This is a genomic window from Ignavibacteria bacterium (assembly GCA_013177855.1).
In the GTDB taxonomy this organism is placed as follows: domain Bacteria; phylum Bacteroidota; class Ignavibacteria; order Ch128b; family Ch128b; genus Ch128b.
In genome coordinates this window covers 272,877-289,005 of record JABLYA010000001.1, presented here as the reverse complement: position 1 = coordinate 289,005, position 16,129 = coordinate 272,877, and the positions used below count along the sequence as shown (strand labels likewise).

Below are 16,129 nucleotides of genomic sequence, written 5' to 3'. Positions count from 1 at the left end.
CTTTGAGCTTAAGAGCTATTAACCATCTCCACCATCATCATCTCTCGCACGAAATAAATATTGGTCAAAGTATCTTTCTTTTAAATGATTTTTAGTTTCGCTTAATTTTCGCTTTTATTTTATTTGCACTGACATTTATACTCATTTTTTTCTTCAAATTTTAGGGGTAAATGCCTCTTTTATTTATTAACCTTACACAATTTTTTGAATGCTACTTTGAGCGTCCTTATATAGAATTAAATCTTTTCTTTATTTATTTTTCGTATGTTTTTATAATAATAATTTACTTGAGGCAAAAATGGAAAATCTGGATCTCAGTTTTATTACAAACCAACCTAATCAAAAATTAAAAGATAGATTTATACAGCTGATTAGAGATGCAAGAAAATTTGATTGCCTCGTTGGATACTTCTATCTAAGCGGATTTTATTTAATTCAAGATGCTCTTGAAAATGTTGATAAGATTAGAATCCTCGTTGGGCTTGGTATCTCTGAAGATGTTTACAGAGCATTCTCAGAAAAAGATGAAGCTGAAGATGATCTCGGATTTTTATCTTCAAAAAAAATTATAGAGAAGTATCTTAAGAATGTGAAAGAAGAATTTGAAAACTCTGAAGATAAACCAGATGTCGAATTAGGGATTTTGAAATTTATAGAGATGATTAATTCAAATAAATTACAAATAAGAATTTATCCCGAAAGGAAATTACACGCTAAAGTCTATATTCTAACTTTTAAAGAAGGTGACCGGGATGTTGGAAGAGTAATTACTGGATCGAGCAATTTAACTTATGCAGGACTTGTTGATAATCTTGAATTTAATGTCGAATTAAAAAATCCATCTGATTACAAATTTGCTCTTGAGAAATTTGAAGAATTGTGGAAAGATGGAATTGATATCACCACAACCATTCCAAAATTTATAAATGAAGAAACCTGGCTCAAAGGAGATATAACTCCCTACGAACTCTATTTGAAATTTCTATACGAATATTTTGTAGATGATTTAAATGCTGAACAATATTTAAGTGAAAAATATCTGCCAGAAGGATTTATCGAATTTGATTATCAAACTCAAGCAATCTTAAATGCAAAGAAAATAATTGAAGCATACGGCGGCTGTTTTATATCTGATGTTGTTGGTTTAGGTAAAACCTATGTTGCTGCAAGATTGATCAGAGAATTGGGCGGGAGAACAATGGTCATTGCTCCACCAAAACTTCTCGATAGAAATACACCAGGTTCCTGGATTAATGTTTTTTATGATTTCAATTTATCTCTCACACCAATCTCAATTGGTAAGCTTGACGATGCACTTGATGAGATTAATAGGCGAAATTATGATAATATAATTATTGATGAAGCTCACCGATTTAGAAATACTGAGACAATTTCTTACACAAAGCTTGCACAAATCTGTAGAGGCAAAAGAGTCATTCTTGTCACAGCCACTCCATATAACAATAAACCTGAAGATTTATTATCTCAAATCTCTCTTTTTCAAAATAAAAGAGCCAGCACAATTCCTGGAATAAAGAATCTTGAGGGATTTTTTAAAGGACTTGAAAAAAGGTTTAATGGAGTAGATAGAAATAATGATTATGAAAAATATCTAAAAATTGTAAAAGAAAATTCAAAAGAGATTAGAGAAAAATGCCTTAAATATATTATGGTTAGACGAACTCGTTCAGAAATTGAAAAATATTTTGCTCACGATCTTGCAAAGAATAATATTAAATTCCCCGAAGTTAAACCGCCCAGACCTTTATTTTATCAATTGAATGATGAAGAAGATAATATTTTTATGGAGACTGTTAGATTAATAACAAAAAGATTTACTTATGCTAGATATAAACCTCTGTTATATTTCAAAGATGAATTTAAAATTGATCAATTAACAAGGCAGTCTCAGGAAAATCTCGGCGGATTTATGAAGGTTTTGCTTGTGAAAAGACTGGAAAGCAGTTTCGATGCATTCCGAAAAACTCTTGATAGGTTTATTGAATCACATAGACATTTTATTTATGCCTATGAAAATGGAAAAGTTTATTTAAGTGATAGATATATGTCAAAAATTTTTGAATATCTTGAAAATGATAACGATTTAGAAATTCAAAAGTTAATTGATGAAGGAAAAGCCGAAGAATACAGTGCCGATGAATTTAAGGAAGAGTTAATCCATAATCTGAAAAATGATTATGAATTATTAAAATACATTCGATCACAGTGGAAAAGAATTACACGAGATCCCAAGGTCGATAAATTAATTGAACAACTAAAAAATGATCCTATCTTACAAAACAAAGTTATAATCTTCACTGAATCAAAAGAGACAGCAGAGTACATCGGAAAGCAGATAAAAAACAGAACCAGTAGAAAACCTTTAGTCTATCATGGCGGTTCGACTGAAAAAGAAAGAAAAGAAGTAACGGCAAATTTTGATGCCCGCGCAAAAGAGAAAAAAGATGACTATGATATCCTTATATCCACTGAGGTGCTTTCGGAAGGAGTTAATCTCCACCGTTCAAATGTTGTTTTGAATTACGATATTCCCTGGAATCCAACAAGATTAATGCAAAGAGTCGGACGCATTAACCGTGTGGATACTAAATTTGATAAAATCTATACATACAATTTCTTTCCAAGTAAACAGGCTGATAAAGAGATAGATTTAACAAACATTGCACGAGCAAAGATCGAAGCATTCTTAAATTTACTCGGAGGTGATTCGGCTATTCTCACTGAAAATGAACCTGTAAGTTCTCATGAACTTTTCGACAAATTGATTTCAGTGAAATCTCTAATTGAAGATGACGAATCAGAAGAAAGTGAACTAAAATATTTAAGAATAATTGAAGACATAAGAGATAATAATCCTGATTTATTCTCCAGAATAAAAAAGCTGCCCAAAAAAGCTCGTTCATCAAAAAAACAGCCCGAATTAATGCAAAATTTAATAAGTCAAACTTATGGTAAAGATTCAGTTATAACATTTTTCCGAAAAGGGAAATTGGTGAAGTTTTATTTATCCGATGATAATTCAACTTATGAACTTGATTTTTTAACTGCAGCAAAAATTTTTGAAACTGATGAAAATACTCTCTCAGAAAAATTCAGTTTAGAGAAGTTCTACGAATTTTTAACTAATAATAAAACAGCTTTTAATAATGTTTTAATTGAAGATGAAGAATTTAAAGATTCCAGAGGAGGCAGAGATCCATCAAAAGAACTGATGGCAAATCTTAAGGCATTAGAAAAACTTTCTCAACAATTTACTGATGAACAGGAAAACTACATTGAAAATTTAATGGAAAGAATTAAAGCTGGTGCCCTGCCAAAACAGATAATTAGAAATGCCAACAAAGGAATAAAGAAAATGACCATAAATGGGTTTAATCCACTTGAAGTTTTTTACGCAATCAAAAGATCAATTCCAGATGAATTTCTCAAAGAACATCTATCAGAATTAAAATTGCAATCAAATCAAAAAAGAGAAATTATCCTTTCACTATATCTGAAGGCAGATTAACAATGAACGAAAACCAAATCAACTCCTTAGTTAAAAATACTTTTGAAAATCAATTCAACGAAGAAAACTTTAAAAAATTAATCGTCGAACTATTTAAACAGCACTATGAACCAGTTAATAAACATTTTAGCGGAAATCTTATTCCAGAAAAATATCAGGACTTTGTGCAATCATATAAAATATTTTTGAAGTATGAATTTGAGCATGAAAGAATTGATGTCCTTATTGTTGAGCTCAATCGAGGAATGTCAGTCGAAAGAGCAAGAAGCAGGCAAAGAAATTTTGTTCGTGACTATTTGTTAGGGAATTTTGGTTCCAGTAGTTTAAAGGATGCTGCGCTCGTTGCCTTTTATTCAAATGATAATGAAGATTGGCGATTTTCGTTTGTAAAAGTTGAATGGAAATTTGATGCAAATAAAAACAGAATTAGAGACGAATTAACCCCCGCCAAAAGATATTCATTTCTCGTTGGTAAAAATGAGAAAAGTCATACAGCACAAAAAAATTTCAAATCCGCCATTCTTAATGATAATTGGTTAGCATCAGTTAAAAATTTGGAAGAAATATTTGCTGTTGAAGTTGTAACTGAGGAATTTTTCGAAGCCTATCGATTTGCATTGAAAGACGTTTTGGTTAAAGCTCTCTCAAAATATGATGAAACTTACGAGAAAAAACATTCTTTTGCACAGCTGCTTTTATCAAGAATAATGTTTCTTTATTTCCTTCAAAGAAAAGGCTGGTTTAAGTGGAAAGATTATGTTCAGGATAAAAACTATGTAAAAAATCTTTGGGAAAAGTATAAAAAATGGCGTGAGCAAACAAACAATAAGGATGTCTTTTATTCACAATGGCTGAAGAGTTTATTCTTTGGTGCGTTTAATAAAAAGACACATCTTTTCAATGAAAATTTACCAGACGAGATTAAGGAATCTTTTAGCATTATGCCTTTTCTAAACGGAGGTTTATTCTCACAAACAGAATTAGATGAATTGAATTTTGATTTTTCCGATGAAGTTTTTGAATGGCTATTCGAACCAGATTCTTCAGACTTAAAGAAAGGCTTTCTTGAGATATTTAATTTTACAATTGATGAAGCGTTGCCGGTTGATGTTGAAGTTGCAGTCGATCCGGAAATGTTGGGAAAGGTTTACGAATCTTTAATTGCAGAAGAAGAAAGAGGCGAAGCAGGCATTTTCTATACTCCTAGAATTGAAATTGATTTTATGTGCAGGATGTCTCTTGTCAATTATCTGGCAAGTGAAACGAAAGCACCAAAAGATAAAATAATTGAGTTCATCTTTGATCCACATCAAAAAGTTAAAGAGATTGAAATAAGTGATCTGCTGCAAATAAAAAAGAAACTCGAAGAAGTTAAAATTGTTGATCCTGCAGTTGGCTCTGCTTCGTTTCTTGTGGGAATGATGAATATACTTGTTGAACTTCATCAGGAAATTTCGAGAACCCTTGAGAATAGAGAAGAAAATCTATTTGCCTTAAAACAAAAAATTATTCTCGAAAATCTTTATGGTGTAGATGTTAAGGATTGGGCTCTAATGGTTGGTGAATTGAGATTGTGGCTTTCCTTAATCATAGAAACAGATGAAAAATATATGGACATTTACACCAGACCTCTATTGCCAAATCTTTCTTTTAAATTAAAGCAGGGTGATTCTCTTATTCAGGAAATTGCCGGAATTCCAATTAATTTTAAGAGTGATCCATCTAAATCTGGCAATACAACATTAGGCAGAATAGAGCAATTAGTGGAAAGTAAAAGAAAATTCTTCACTGGTTTAATTAGTGCAGATTTAAATGAGCTGAGAAAAATTGAAGAGCAAGAGCAGAAAATATTCAAAGAAATTATTCAGGAAAAGATTGATAAAATAAATACTAAGGTAGGGGTAAACAAGCACCGTCTTCAATTAAAAGTTATGGAAAAAATGATTTTTGATCTTGAAAAGACAAAGAGCGAAAAGGAAGAAATCAAAAAAATTGAAAAAGAAATAGAAGCAGAAAAAGATAAACTGGAAAAATTAATATCAATACTTCAGGTAATAGGTAATAAAACAAAAAAAGATTACTTCTTATGGGAAATTGATTTTATTGAAGTTTTTTCACAGAAGGGTGGATTTGATATTGTTATTGGTAATCCACCTTATGTACGACAGGAACTTATAGCACCGCCACTTGAAAATAGGAATGCTTACACTGATGATGAAAAATGGAGAGAGCTAAAAAGAGCTTATAAAGAGAAATTGATACAATCTGTCAAATTAAATTGGAACGAGGATACAATTATTGACAAAAAAAGCGATCTTTATGTTTATTTCTATTATCAGGGATTATCTCTTCTTCGTCCTGGTGGAATTTTCTGTTTTATTAACTCTAATTCCTGGCTTGATGTGGGATATGGTACAGGACTTCAAGGATTTTTATTAAAAGAGATGAGGCCGCTTTACATTTTTGATAATATCGCAAAGCGATCGTTCAAGCAAGCTGATGTAAACACAGTTATTGTCTTAATCCAGAGACCAGAAGAAAAAGTCGATGACTATTCAATCAAGTTTGTTGCATTCAAAAAACCTTTCGAAGAAGTATTGAATATTGATGTAATTAAGAAGATTGAAAGCACAAACCAGCCAGTTTTTGATGATAGTAATTTCAGAATTTATCCAAAAACTAAAAAAGAACTTCTGCAGGAAGGGGTTGAAATTCCAGAAGATGATGGATTGATGGAACATGACCCTGAATATCTTCCATATATTGGCAATAAATGGGGTGGGAAATATCTAAGAGCTCCAGAGATTTACTTTAAGATTTTAGAAAAAGGGAAAGGAAAATTAGTTAGGTTGGGAGATATTGCAGAGGTTCGGCGTGGATTTACAACAGGAGCAAATGAATTTTTCTATTTAAAACCAGTAGGTAAGACAGTTAAAGAGGTTGTAGAAATTGCCGAGAAAAATCCTGATGCCTTGATAAGGGTTAAGAACGGAGCTGGCTGGGAAGGAGAAATTGAAGCAAGGTTTTTGAAGCCGGTGATAACTGAGTATGAAGATTGGACGTTTATTTCAGGTTATCCTGATAGTTTAATCCTTATATTTCCTGAAATAAATTACAAAAAAGTTGATTTTAAAGCTAAAGATTACATTAAATATGGAGAAAAAATGACATCTAAAGGAAAACAAAAACAGGCTGCAGGAATTCCATTACCTTTAATTTCATCACTTAAAGGAAGGAAATTCTGGTACAGTTTTATTCCTTCAATTCCTTTATCTAATATTTTTTGGCAAAAAAGATTTGGAGAAAGATTTGCTTGTTTGTTTACTGAGGACCAATGTTATGCTGATCAAAAATTATATCCATTATTTAATTTAAGATGTGATTTAGTGGCATTACTCATCTCAATAAATTCTACAATCCAACGCTTGGTTCTAGAAATAGAAGCTAAAGAATATACAGGAGCATATACATTAGGAGAATTGTCAGTTGAAAATGTAAAAAGGATTCCGATTATAGAACCTCGAATTTTTTCCCATTCACAAGACCCATCGATGGTGTTTAACAAAAAGTTTGACTCCATTTTCACCGAACTTGGTTTTGACCCGAAAAAGCCTATTCGTGAGCAGGAGCCAAATCCACTACCCGACAGAAAAGCCCTTGATGATATTGTCTTTAATGCTCTTGGCTTAACCGAAGAAGAACGCAAAGAAGTCTATTGGGCTGTTGCCGAACTAGTCAAAACAAGATTAGAAAAAGCAAGGAGTGTGTAAATAAAATGAAATATGATCCTTCAAAACATCATCGCAGATCAATTAGATTAAAAGGTTATGATTATTCTCAGGCAGGTGCGTATTTCGTTACGATATGCACAAAAAACAGGGAATGTTTATTTGGGACCATTGAGAATGGTAAAATGGTATTGAACGATGCGGGGAAGATGATTGAAAAATGGTATTTTAAATTACCAAATAAATTTCCTGACATACGTTGCGACGAATACATTATTATGCCAAACCATATCCATTTCATCATTATAAACGTAGGGGCAGACCATCGTGTCTGCCCCGGTAATTCGGACCAACGTGTCAACCCCGATAATTCAGACCATCGTGTCTGCCCCGATAATTCAGACCAACGCGTCAACCCCAATAATTCAGACCAACGTATCAACCCCGATAAAATTGATGAACACATACATTCGGGGGAACACATTGATAGGGGCGAACACAAGGGTTCGCCCCTGCCGCGGGTGGTGCAATGGTTTAAAACAATGACAACAAATGAATATATATTTAATGTTAAAAACATGGGTTGGAAACCATTCAATGGTAAATTATGGCAACGCAATTATTATGAACATATTATTAGAAATGAAGAAGAATTAAACAGAATTCGCAAATACATAATCACCAATCCATTAAAATGGGAATTAGATAAAAATTATTCAGGAAAATGATACCAGATCTAAGAATGTATGAAATAAAAATGAAATATGATCCTTCAAAACATCATCGCAGATCAATTAGATTAAAAGGTTATGATTATTCACAGGCAGGTGCGTATTTCGTTACGATATGCACCCATAATCGCCAATGTTTATTTGGAAAAATTAATGATGGAACAATGTTTTTGAACGAGGTGGGCGAAATTGCCAAACAATGTTGGTTGGAAATTCCGAACCATTTTCCAAATGTTACATTGGATGAATTTGTGATTATGCCGAACCATATTCATGGAATTATCATCATTAATGATAATGGAGGGGCGAATGATAATTCGCCCCCACAACAAATACAACAAACCAAATCATTCCGATCACCATCACGAACAATTGGATCAATAATTCGTGGTTATAAAATTGGTGTAACAAAATTGTGTCGGCAAAATGCAGGGGTGAATAATAATCCACCCCTGCAAATATGGCAACGCAATTATTATGAACATATTATTCGAAATGAAGAAGAATTAAACAGAATTCGCAAATACATAATAAACAACCCATTAAAATGGTCCCTGGATTTTGAAAACCCTGTAAAAAAGACGGATTACAAAAATATTCAAGAATATTTCGAAAGAATAATTTTACAATGAACAAAATCGATCTAAATCACCTTGGTGAAAAATGGCTGGAACGCAAAAAACAAAGGATGAAAAATCTTCTTAAAATTACCAATCCTGATGAGGCTCTTTATCGAGAAATAATGGTTTCTCTTGGTTATCCAATCAATAAGGTAAATTTTCTTGAGCTTGCTCTTATTTTACCATATTCTGAAATTAAAAGATTAAAGGATAAACAAATTATTGAAAAGGCATTTCTTTACCGGGCGGGTTTTAGTGATGATAGAAAAATGCTTCCCGAATTTTTTGATCTATCTTTAAGATTGGATAAGAGTGTCTGGAAATATCGGGGCATAAGACCGGCAAACTTTCCAGAAAAAAGATTAAAGGGAATTATAAATTTGTTGGTTGATAGTTTAGATAATGGAATTGTAAATTATTTTATTCAGAATATTCAAAAGGTCATCCAGCAAGTTGATTTCACTAAGGTTGTAACCAGGATTATGAATTTTGATGGAATAGGTGAACAGAGAAAAAAAGAAATGTTCTTTAATATAATTCTGCCATTTGTGATGGTTTATTCAGAAAACAAAACAATTCTAAATTTCCTGCAGAAGCTTTTTGAAAATTTTCCACCTTTAGGAAAAAATAAATTCATAAAAAATTTCGAGGTTAAATTTCCAGAGATTGAAATTAGAAATGTCAAAGAATATATGGGTGCAATTTATTTCATAACTAATGAAAAAGAAGAAGATTTAAATTCTGATTAAAGACTAATTACATGAATTTGCATAAATTCTTTGATGAAATACTATAATGATTTGATTTACTTTTCGATTAAATAAGCATCTCTCAAGACCTTTAAGGTTAAGATATTTTCAATGGATTTCTTATTTTTGCACTGGTTATTTGAAATTATGGGGCTGTAGCTCAGTTGGGAGAGCGCTAGAATCGCACTCTAGAGGTCGAGGGTTCGACTCCCTTCAGCTCCACTTGTCAGGAACACTCGGCAGGAGTTTGCCCAACCCCGCCAGGTCCGAAAGGAAGCAACGGTAAGCAAATTTCCTGGGTGAGTGTCTCCTGACTTTTTTATTTCTAACTAAAATTTATTACTGAATTTTAAGATCGTTTATATCCGTCTGATAAACTAAAAATTACATCAAAGATCTGTCTGCTGGAAATTTTGTTCGTTGTTAATTCACTTATTTTTTCGGACGACATCAAATAGATTTCTTTGTACTTCAAAAGGTAGATGTGATTGGATTGGGGGCAATTGAGGTGAAATTAAATCTTCATTACCGAGTTCGATTCCTTTATGAGATAGATTTTTGTTTGATATGAATATTGGTGTTCTTTTTTTAAGATATAATCCAGAGCGTAAATACCTTAAATTTTGTTGAAGCAAAGAACTCAATTTTTTGCCTTCGTATAATTTATAATTTTCATCTTTATTTGCGAATGATATAACTCTCGCACTCTTTCCAGAATGAATAAAAACTGGCGTTCCAATCTCAATGTTGCTATATAGATATTCGCTGTCTTCTCTGCTGATTCTGATGCAACCATGACTCGAATCTCTTTTACCCAGATGTCTATAATATGATTTTCCTTCGAGCGCATGAAAACCAATATTGAAATTAAATCCCATCCAGTTTAGCATCAAAGTACTGTCAAATTGAGCAGAGTAAACTTTACGAGCTTTATTTTTTATAACAAAAATTCCTTCCGGTGTCTCAACACCTTTTTCAAGTCTTGAATCTCCAGTGGAACATTTAAACTCGAGTGTTTTTCCATTTCTGAAATGCAAAAAAATTTTTTGTTCTGGTAAATAGACTTCAATTATGTGATCTGACAGAGTGTAGAGTGTATCTTTCGCATTCAAATATTTCTGATATGAATTTAAATTTCTATTAATTAAAGACTGCCCATTGAGAAACGAAAATGAAAATATTAGATAAAAGAGTAATGGAAAATAGAAGTTTTTCATTTGTCCTCGGTTGTAGTCTTACCATCAAATGACTTGTGAAAATAGTTATAAACTATTTGAGCTTTTGATTTTCCAATTGTTTCGGTGAGCTTATCCAAACTTAATTGTTTAATTTGTTCAACGCTCCCGAATTTTGTTAGTAATGTTTGAATAGTCTTAGGACCAATTCCCGAGATGTTTTCGAGCTCTGTTCTAATAATTCGCTTTTCTCTCTTTTCTCGATGAAATGTTATTGCAAAACGATGAGCTTCATCTCTAATTTGTTGAAGTAATTTTAAGCTGGAAGAAGTTTTTGGTATCTGGATGGATTCCTTTTTATCAGGCATAAAAATTTCTTCAAGTCTTTTCGCTAAGCCTATTATATTAATATTAGATATACCCAATTTTTTCAAAACCTTTAAAGCAGCATTCAACTGGCCTTTGCCTCCATCCACCATAATTAAATCTGGTAGTGGTTTATTTTCTTCAAGTACACGTTTATAGTGTCTTTCGATTACTTCTGACATACTTGCAAAATCATCAGGTCCTTTAACTGATTTAATGATAAATTTTCTATAATCACTTTTCTTAGGTTTTCCATTTTCAAAAACCACCAGTGAAGCAACAGTATCTGCTCCCTGCAGAGTTGAGATGTCAAAGCATTCAATTCTAATTGGCGGTTTGGATAGATACAAATCTCTCTGGAGTGACTTTAAAACATAAGGGATAGTTCCTTCTTTTTTCATTCTTTGTAGTTTTATTTCGTTTAGATCATAAACTGCATTTTGCTTGCAAAGATTTAAGAGAGAATTTAAATCCTGATCAGATTTAGGTGTGAGAATTTTTACCTTTTTACCGGACTTTTCTTTTAACCAATTTTCAATTATTTCTTTTTCATCTGGTAAATCGGAAACTATAATTTGATCGGGGATTTCAACAAGGTTAGAATAAATATTTCTTATAAGGTCTGAAAGAACAACTGAATCGGGCAGATCAAGATTATAATTAAAAGTAAACTTTTTTCTTCCAACTAATTTACCTTTTCGAATATTAAAGATAGCTGCAACACCATCAGGGACATCAGCTGCAAAGGTGATAATATCTCTATCGGTTAATTCCTGACTTACAACTCTTTGAGTATTTGCATAAACTTTTAATGACTCAAGTTTATTTCTTATTTCTGCTGCTTTTTCAAATTTCAATTCAGAGCTAAGTTTATTCATTTCCTCGGTCAATGAATTAATAAGGCCATCGATATTTCCTTTTAATACAAGTTCAACTTCAGATATCATTTTATTGTATTCTTCTTTTGAGATTAGACCTTCACATGGACCATCGCATTTTTTGATGTGATAATCCAGACAAACCTTATATTTACCTTTTTGAATAGTCTCTTCGGTAAGATTGTATTTGCAACTTCTAATTTTAAAAACATCGCGGAGCACTTTCAAAGCATGTTTCACTACTTTTACTTCTGTATAAGGACCAAAATATTTAGATCCATCCATCACAACATGACGAGTTGGATAAACCTGGGGGAAATCTTCGTTTGTTATAACAATATAAGGATATGATTTATCATCTTTTAAGTTAACATTATAGCGAGGTTTGTATTGTTTTATAAGATTAGCTTCAAGGATGAGAGCTTCGACTTCGTTGTCAGTTACTATCACATCTATATCGAAAATTTTAGAGACAAGAGCTTCTGTTTTAACGGAATTTATATTTGGTGCGAAGTAGCTTTTAACTCGATTGTATAAAGACTTAGCTTTACCGATATAAATTATTTTATCGTTTTTGTTTTTAAATAAATAGACGCCCGGAAGTTTTGGTAGATTTTCAATTTTCTTTTGTAATTCACTTGAGTTCATAGATTTTTGGAAAAGTAGAAAATTGAACTGTAATTATTTAAGCACAGTATTTTTGGGAATAACAACGATACCTGTCTCAGATATTGTAAATTTTTGTTTATCTTTTTCGGGATCAAAACCAATTTCATAATCTTCGGGGATAATAACATTCTTGTCGATTATTGCCCTTCGGATTTTTGCTCTGCGCCCGATCACAACATTATCAAATATTATTGAGTCTGTTATATAAGAATAACTATTCACACGTACGCCATGACCTAAAATTGACCTTTCTACAAGTCCACCGCTTATTATTGTTCCATCACAAACTAAGGAGCTCAGTGCTCGCCCAACTCTTTCGCCTTCATGAGAAATAGTTTTCATTGGAGGATATTGAGCTTGAAAAGTACGTATGGGCCATTCTTTATCGTAGATGTTGAATTCAGGAGTTACACTTATTAGATCCATACTTGCAGCGTAATAACTATCAATTGTCCCAATGTCTCTCCAATATGGTTTTGGTGATTTATTTTCATCTATAAAATGCCAGGCATATATTTTTCTTTTTTGATTAATCATAGCAGGAATTACATCTTTTCCGAAATCATGGCTTGAGTTAGGATTTTTATCGTCGGTTTCCAGAACATCGATCAATGCGTCGGTATTGAAAACGTATATTCCCATATTCACATAACAATAACCAGGTTCGTTTGGAATTTCAATTGGAACTCTTGGTTTTTCTTGAAAATCCACGATTTGTTGATTTTCATCGGTTGCCAATACACCAAACCTTCTTGCTTGATCAACATCATACTTAATTGTTGCAATAGTTAGTTCTGCATCTTTTTGTATGTGATATTGAATTAATTTGAAGTAATCCATTTTATAAATATGATCACCGCTTAAAATCAAGATCCGCTTTGCTTTATCAGGATAAATCAAATTTTTATTCTGATAAATTGCATTTGCAGTTCCAAGATACCAATCACCAGAAAGCTTCAATTGAGGCGGAATAGAGTAAATAAATTCCCCGAGCTCAGCTTGAAAAATATTCCATCCCTCATACAAATGTTGATTCAAAGAGTCTGATTTATATTGAGTTAATACATAAATTTTTCGCAGCCCCGAGTTTAAACAATTTGAAAGAGTAAAATCAATTATTCTGTATTTACCTCCGAAAGGAACAGCGGGTTTGCTTCTTACAGCAGTTAATGGATAAAGCCTTTCTCCTTGTCCCCCTGCTAATATCATTGTGATTGTATTTCTTAAGATTACAGATGCTGAAAATTCCATTTTTTCCTCCCTGAAGTTTTAAATGTTTTTTGAAACTTAACACAGTTACAAAACATTCGATCAATTGCCTCAATCAACTTTCTCTCTCTAAAATAAAAAAAACTTTTTGTTTTATAAAGGTTATTACATATAAATTGATTGATAATGGATAATTGAATTAACTTTTTGTTTTATTGAACTGATTTTTAGGACAGACATTAAATTTTTCTTTAATCTTAGTTCTAATTTCAATTTCTTAGTTTTAATCATTTGCAAATTGAAAGATTAATTTTTGCTTTAGTCATTTAAGTGAACAAAAAAAGCTAAGGTTTTGAAGGCTTGTAATGATACGAAGCTCAATTAATTAGATTTTTATTTTAAGATTTTGAGAATTTGATCAAATTGACTTTTGTGTATTCATTATTAAATTAATCAGAAGATTAATTTCAGTGTCAATTCGAATTTAGACTTTATTTTTTTTTGAACAATTTAGGAATGACTTGAAACTTTTTTTATTCTTTTTTGTTTGGTAAATAATTGGTTTTAGAATATCACTAACATTATTCTTAACTTGAGATATGAAAATATTAGAAAAATTTAATAAATATGACAAATCAAGACCTGTCGTAGTTGCAATGTCGGGTGGAGTTGATTCATCCGTTGCGGCAGTATTGCTTAAATTAGCAGGATTTGATGTTATTGGAATTACAATGAAAACCTGGGGCTTTATGGAAGTCGGAGGTGCCCCAAAACATGAGAGCGGATGCTGTTCACTTGATGCAATATTCGATGCAAAAAGTGTAGCCGTGCAATATAATTTCCCGCATTTTACTGTTGATTTTACTGAAAATTTCAAAGAAGCCGTGATTGAAAATTTTATTGATGAATATTTACATGGTAGAACCCCAAATCCCTGTATTGTTTGCAACAGAGAAGTTAAATGGGGCGATTTAATTAAGGAAGCCGAAAAACTTGGTGCTTATTATATAGCCACAGGACATTACGCAAAGCTTGTTTACGATAAAAATTCTAATCGATATAAACTTAAATCAGATTTTATGAATCGTAAAGATCAGGCTTATGCTTTGTGGGGATTACCGCAGGAATTTTTGGCTCGAACGATTTTCCCGCTCGAAGATATGACAAAAGAGGAAGTCAGAGAGCTGGCAAGAGAATTTAAAATAAGACCTGCAAATAAACCAGAAAGTCAAGAGATATGTTTTGTTGTTGATGATGATTATGGAAGATTCTTACAGGAAAAATTTGAAGAGAGAAAAATTGAAATAAAGAAAGGTGATTTTGTTTATCATGGAAAGAAAGTCGGAGAGCATAAGGGAATTCCATTTTATACAATTGGGCAGAGAAGAGGTATTGAGGTTGCATTAGGTAAACCAGTTTATGTGAAATCAATTTCTATTGGAGATAATGTAATTGAATTGGGGGATGCGGTAGAATTGATCTGTAAAAGATTCAGTATGAATAAAATAAATTATGTATCGGTTCCTGAAATCAAACCTGGTGATGAAGTCTTTGTAAAAGTTCGTTACTCCGATAAACCAGGAAAAGCAAAAATTCATTTGGTTGATGATGATTTGATTATTGTAGACTTAATAGATGAAAAAAGAGCTGTCACACCAGGTCAAAGTGCAGTTTTATATAATGATGAAGGATTTTTATTAGTTGGCGGTATAATATTAAAGGACTTAACAAATGAAGTGGAATCAAAAACTAATTGATACAATAAGTTACATTACGATGTTTTTGATGGTAATAATTATTTTTTTGATGTGGACCCATCAATTTCCAATGGATTACGCTTACCTGGCAATTTTTTTTGCATCAATTGTATTAATTTTGCGTTTAGGTAATAGAATTTATAATTTATTAAATAAAAAGAAGTGAGGTTTAAAGTTCGCGGCGAAAGTAAGACATACAAACGGCAGACTAAACGCCAAGGTTCTGGTTCTTAACCAGAATTATGAAGCACTTACCATTTGTTCAACAAAAAAAGCAGTTGTTTTATTATTAACTAATAAAGCCGAGATAATTGCTAAGAAAGATGGACTTGTATTGAGGTCCCCATCTATAAGTTTGCCGTTTCCAAGTATAATTCGTTTGTCTAATTATGTTAATGTTCATTATAAAAAAGTTATGCTCTCAAGGAAAAATATCTTAAGAAGAGATAATCACAAATGTCAATATTGTGGAAGATCAGATCTTCCATTAACAATCGATCATATTATCCCAAAATCTAAAGGTGGGCAAGATACCTGGGAAAATCTTGTAACAGCATGTATCAAGTGCAACAATAAGAAAGGTGATAGAACTTTAGAAGAAGCAAATATGCATTTAATCAGAAAACCGTTCAGACCAAGTCACATTATGTTTTTGAAAAACTTTGTCGGGCAGGTCGATGAACGGTGGAAACCATTCCTTTATTTAACATAAAGAGGC

10 protein-coding genes, 1 tRNA gene and 1 other RNA gene are annotated in these 16,129 nt (G+C 32.1%); 9 read left to right on the top strand and 3 right to left on the bottom strand.

Features of this window, described 5'->3' with window-relative positions:
* The first annotated feature begins 298 nt into the window (after window positions 1–298).
* From HPY57_01285 to ffs, 7 genes are all read left to right on the top strand, one after another.
* Window positions 299–3,529, top strand: a complete 3,231-nt coding sequence (locus HPY57_01285; GenBank protein ID NPV10411.1) for a helicase — start codon at window positions 299–301, stop codon at window positions 3,527–3,529.
* Between the two features lie 2 nt (window positions 3,530–3,531).
* Window positions 3,532–7,299, top strand: coding sequence for a hypothetical protein (locus tag HPY57_01280; protein NPV10410.1), 3,768 nt, complete (start codon window positions 3,532–3,534; stop codon window positions 7,297–7,299).
* 5 nt (window positions 7,300–7,304) lie between these two features.
* Window positions 7,305–7,985, top strand: a complete 681-nt coding sequence (locus HPY57_01275; protein ID NPV10409.1) for a hypothetical protein — start codon at window positions 7,305–7,307, stop codon at window positions 7,983–7,985.
* A 29-nt stretch (window positions 7,986–8,014) separates the two neighbouring features.
* On the top strand, window positions 8,015–8,620 hold the full coding sequence (locus HPY57_01270) for a transposase (protein ID NPV10408.1): 606 nt from the start codon (window positions 8,015–8,017) through the stop codon (window positions 8,618–8,620).
* Window positions 8,617–9,357 (top strand): DUF2851 family protein, encoded by a 741-nt coding sequence (locus tag HPY57_01265; GenBank protein NPV10407.1) that lies wholly within the window; start codon window positions 8,617–8,619, stop codon window positions 9,355–9,357. Before HPY57_01270 ends, HPY57_01265 begins: the two co-directional genes overlap by 4 nt.
* Window positions 9,358–9,506: 149 nt before the next feature.
* Window positions 9,507–9,579: transfer RNA gene (locus HPY57_01260), tRNA-Ala, on the top strand.
* Window positions 9,580–9,581: 2 nt separating this feature from the next.
* An RNA gene (gene ffs, locus HPY57_01255) (signal recognition particle sRNA small type) lies at window positions 9,582–9,676 on the top strand.
* A gap of 109 nt (window positions 9,677–9,785) precedes the next feature.
* Here the strand turns inward: ffs and HPY57_01250 are convergent.
* From HPY57_01250 to glgC, 3 genes are read right to left on the bottom strand one after another with little or no spacing between them, the layout of a single operon-like run.
* A complete protein-coding gene (locus HPY57_01250) occupies window positions 9,786–10,574 on the bottom strand; it encodes a L,D-transpeptidase (GenBank protein NPV10406.1) in 789 nt (262 codons plus the stop codon).
* Entirely contained in the window at window positions 10,571–12,424 is a 1,854-nt protein-coding gene (locus HPY57_01245; GenBank protein ID NPV10405.1) for an excinuclease ABC subunit C, read from the bottom strand. The genes HPY57_01250 and HPY57_01245 overlap by 4 nt, the downstream gene beginning before the upstream one ends.
* A 33-nt stretch (window positions 12,425–12,457) precedes the next feature.
* Window positions 12,458–13,696 carry a glucose-1-phosphate adenylyltransferase gene (gene glgC, locus HPY57_01240; GenBank protein ID NPV10404.1) on the bottom strand — a complete coding sequence of 413 codons (1,239 nt, stop codon included), beginning with the start codon at window positions 13,694–13,696 and terminating at the stop codon, window positions 12,458–12,460.
* A 557-nt stretch (window positions 13,697–14,253) separates the two neighbouring features.
* On the opposite strand from glgC, the gene mnmA reads away from it, so the two are divergent.
* Window positions 14,254–15,411: a tRNA 2-thiouridine(34) synthase MnmA gene (gene mnmA / locus HPY57_01235; protein NPV10403.1), complete on the top strand. Its 1,158-nt coding sequence runs from the start codon at window positions 14,254–14,256 to the stop codon at window positions 15,409–15,411.
* A gap of 223 nt (window positions 15,412–15,634) precedes the next feature.
* Complete coding sequence (locus HPY57_01230; GenBank protein ID NPV10402.1) at window positions 15,635–16,123, top strand: HNH endonuclease; 489 nt, start codon at window positions 15,635–15,637, stop codon at window positions 16,121–16,123.
* Window positions 16,124–16,129: the final 6 nt, after the last annotated feature.

Bases quoted from the DNA above. Each gene is read 5' to 3' on its own strand.
- glgC (NPV10404.1), bottom strand. From the start codon at position 13,696: ATGGAATTTTCAGCATCTGTAATCTTAAGAAATACAATCACAATGATA.
- HPY57_01250 (NPV10406.1), bottom strand. From the start codon at position 10,574: ATGAAAAACTTCTATTTTCCATTACTCTTTTATCTAATATTTTCATTT.
- HPY57_01280 (NPV10410.1), top strand. From the start codon at position 3,532: ATGAACGAAAACCAAATCAACTCCTTAGTTAAAAATACTTTTGAAAAT.
- mnmA (NPV10403.1), top strand. From the start codon at position 14,254: ATGAAAATATTAGAAAAATTTAATAAATATGACAAATCAAGACCTGTC.
- HPY57_01265 (NPV10407.1), top strand. From the start codon at position 8,617: ATGAACAAAATCGATCTAAATCACCTTGGTGAAAAATGGCTGGAACGC.
- HPY57_01275 (NPV10409.1), top strand. From the start codon at position 7,305: ATGAAATATGATCCTTCAAAACATCATCGCAGATCAATTAGATTAAAA.
- HPY57_01285 (NPV10411.1), top strand. From the start codon at position 299: ATGGAAAATCTGGATCTCAGTTTTATTACAAACCAACCTAATCAAAAA.
- HPY57_01245 (NPV10405.1), bottom strand. From the start codon at position 12,424: ATGAACTCAAGTGAATTACAAAAGAAAATTGAAAATCTACCAAAACTT.
- HPY57_01270 (NPV10408.1), top strand. From the start codon at position 8,015: ATGAAATATGATCCTTCAAAACATCATCGCAGATCAATTAGATTAAAA.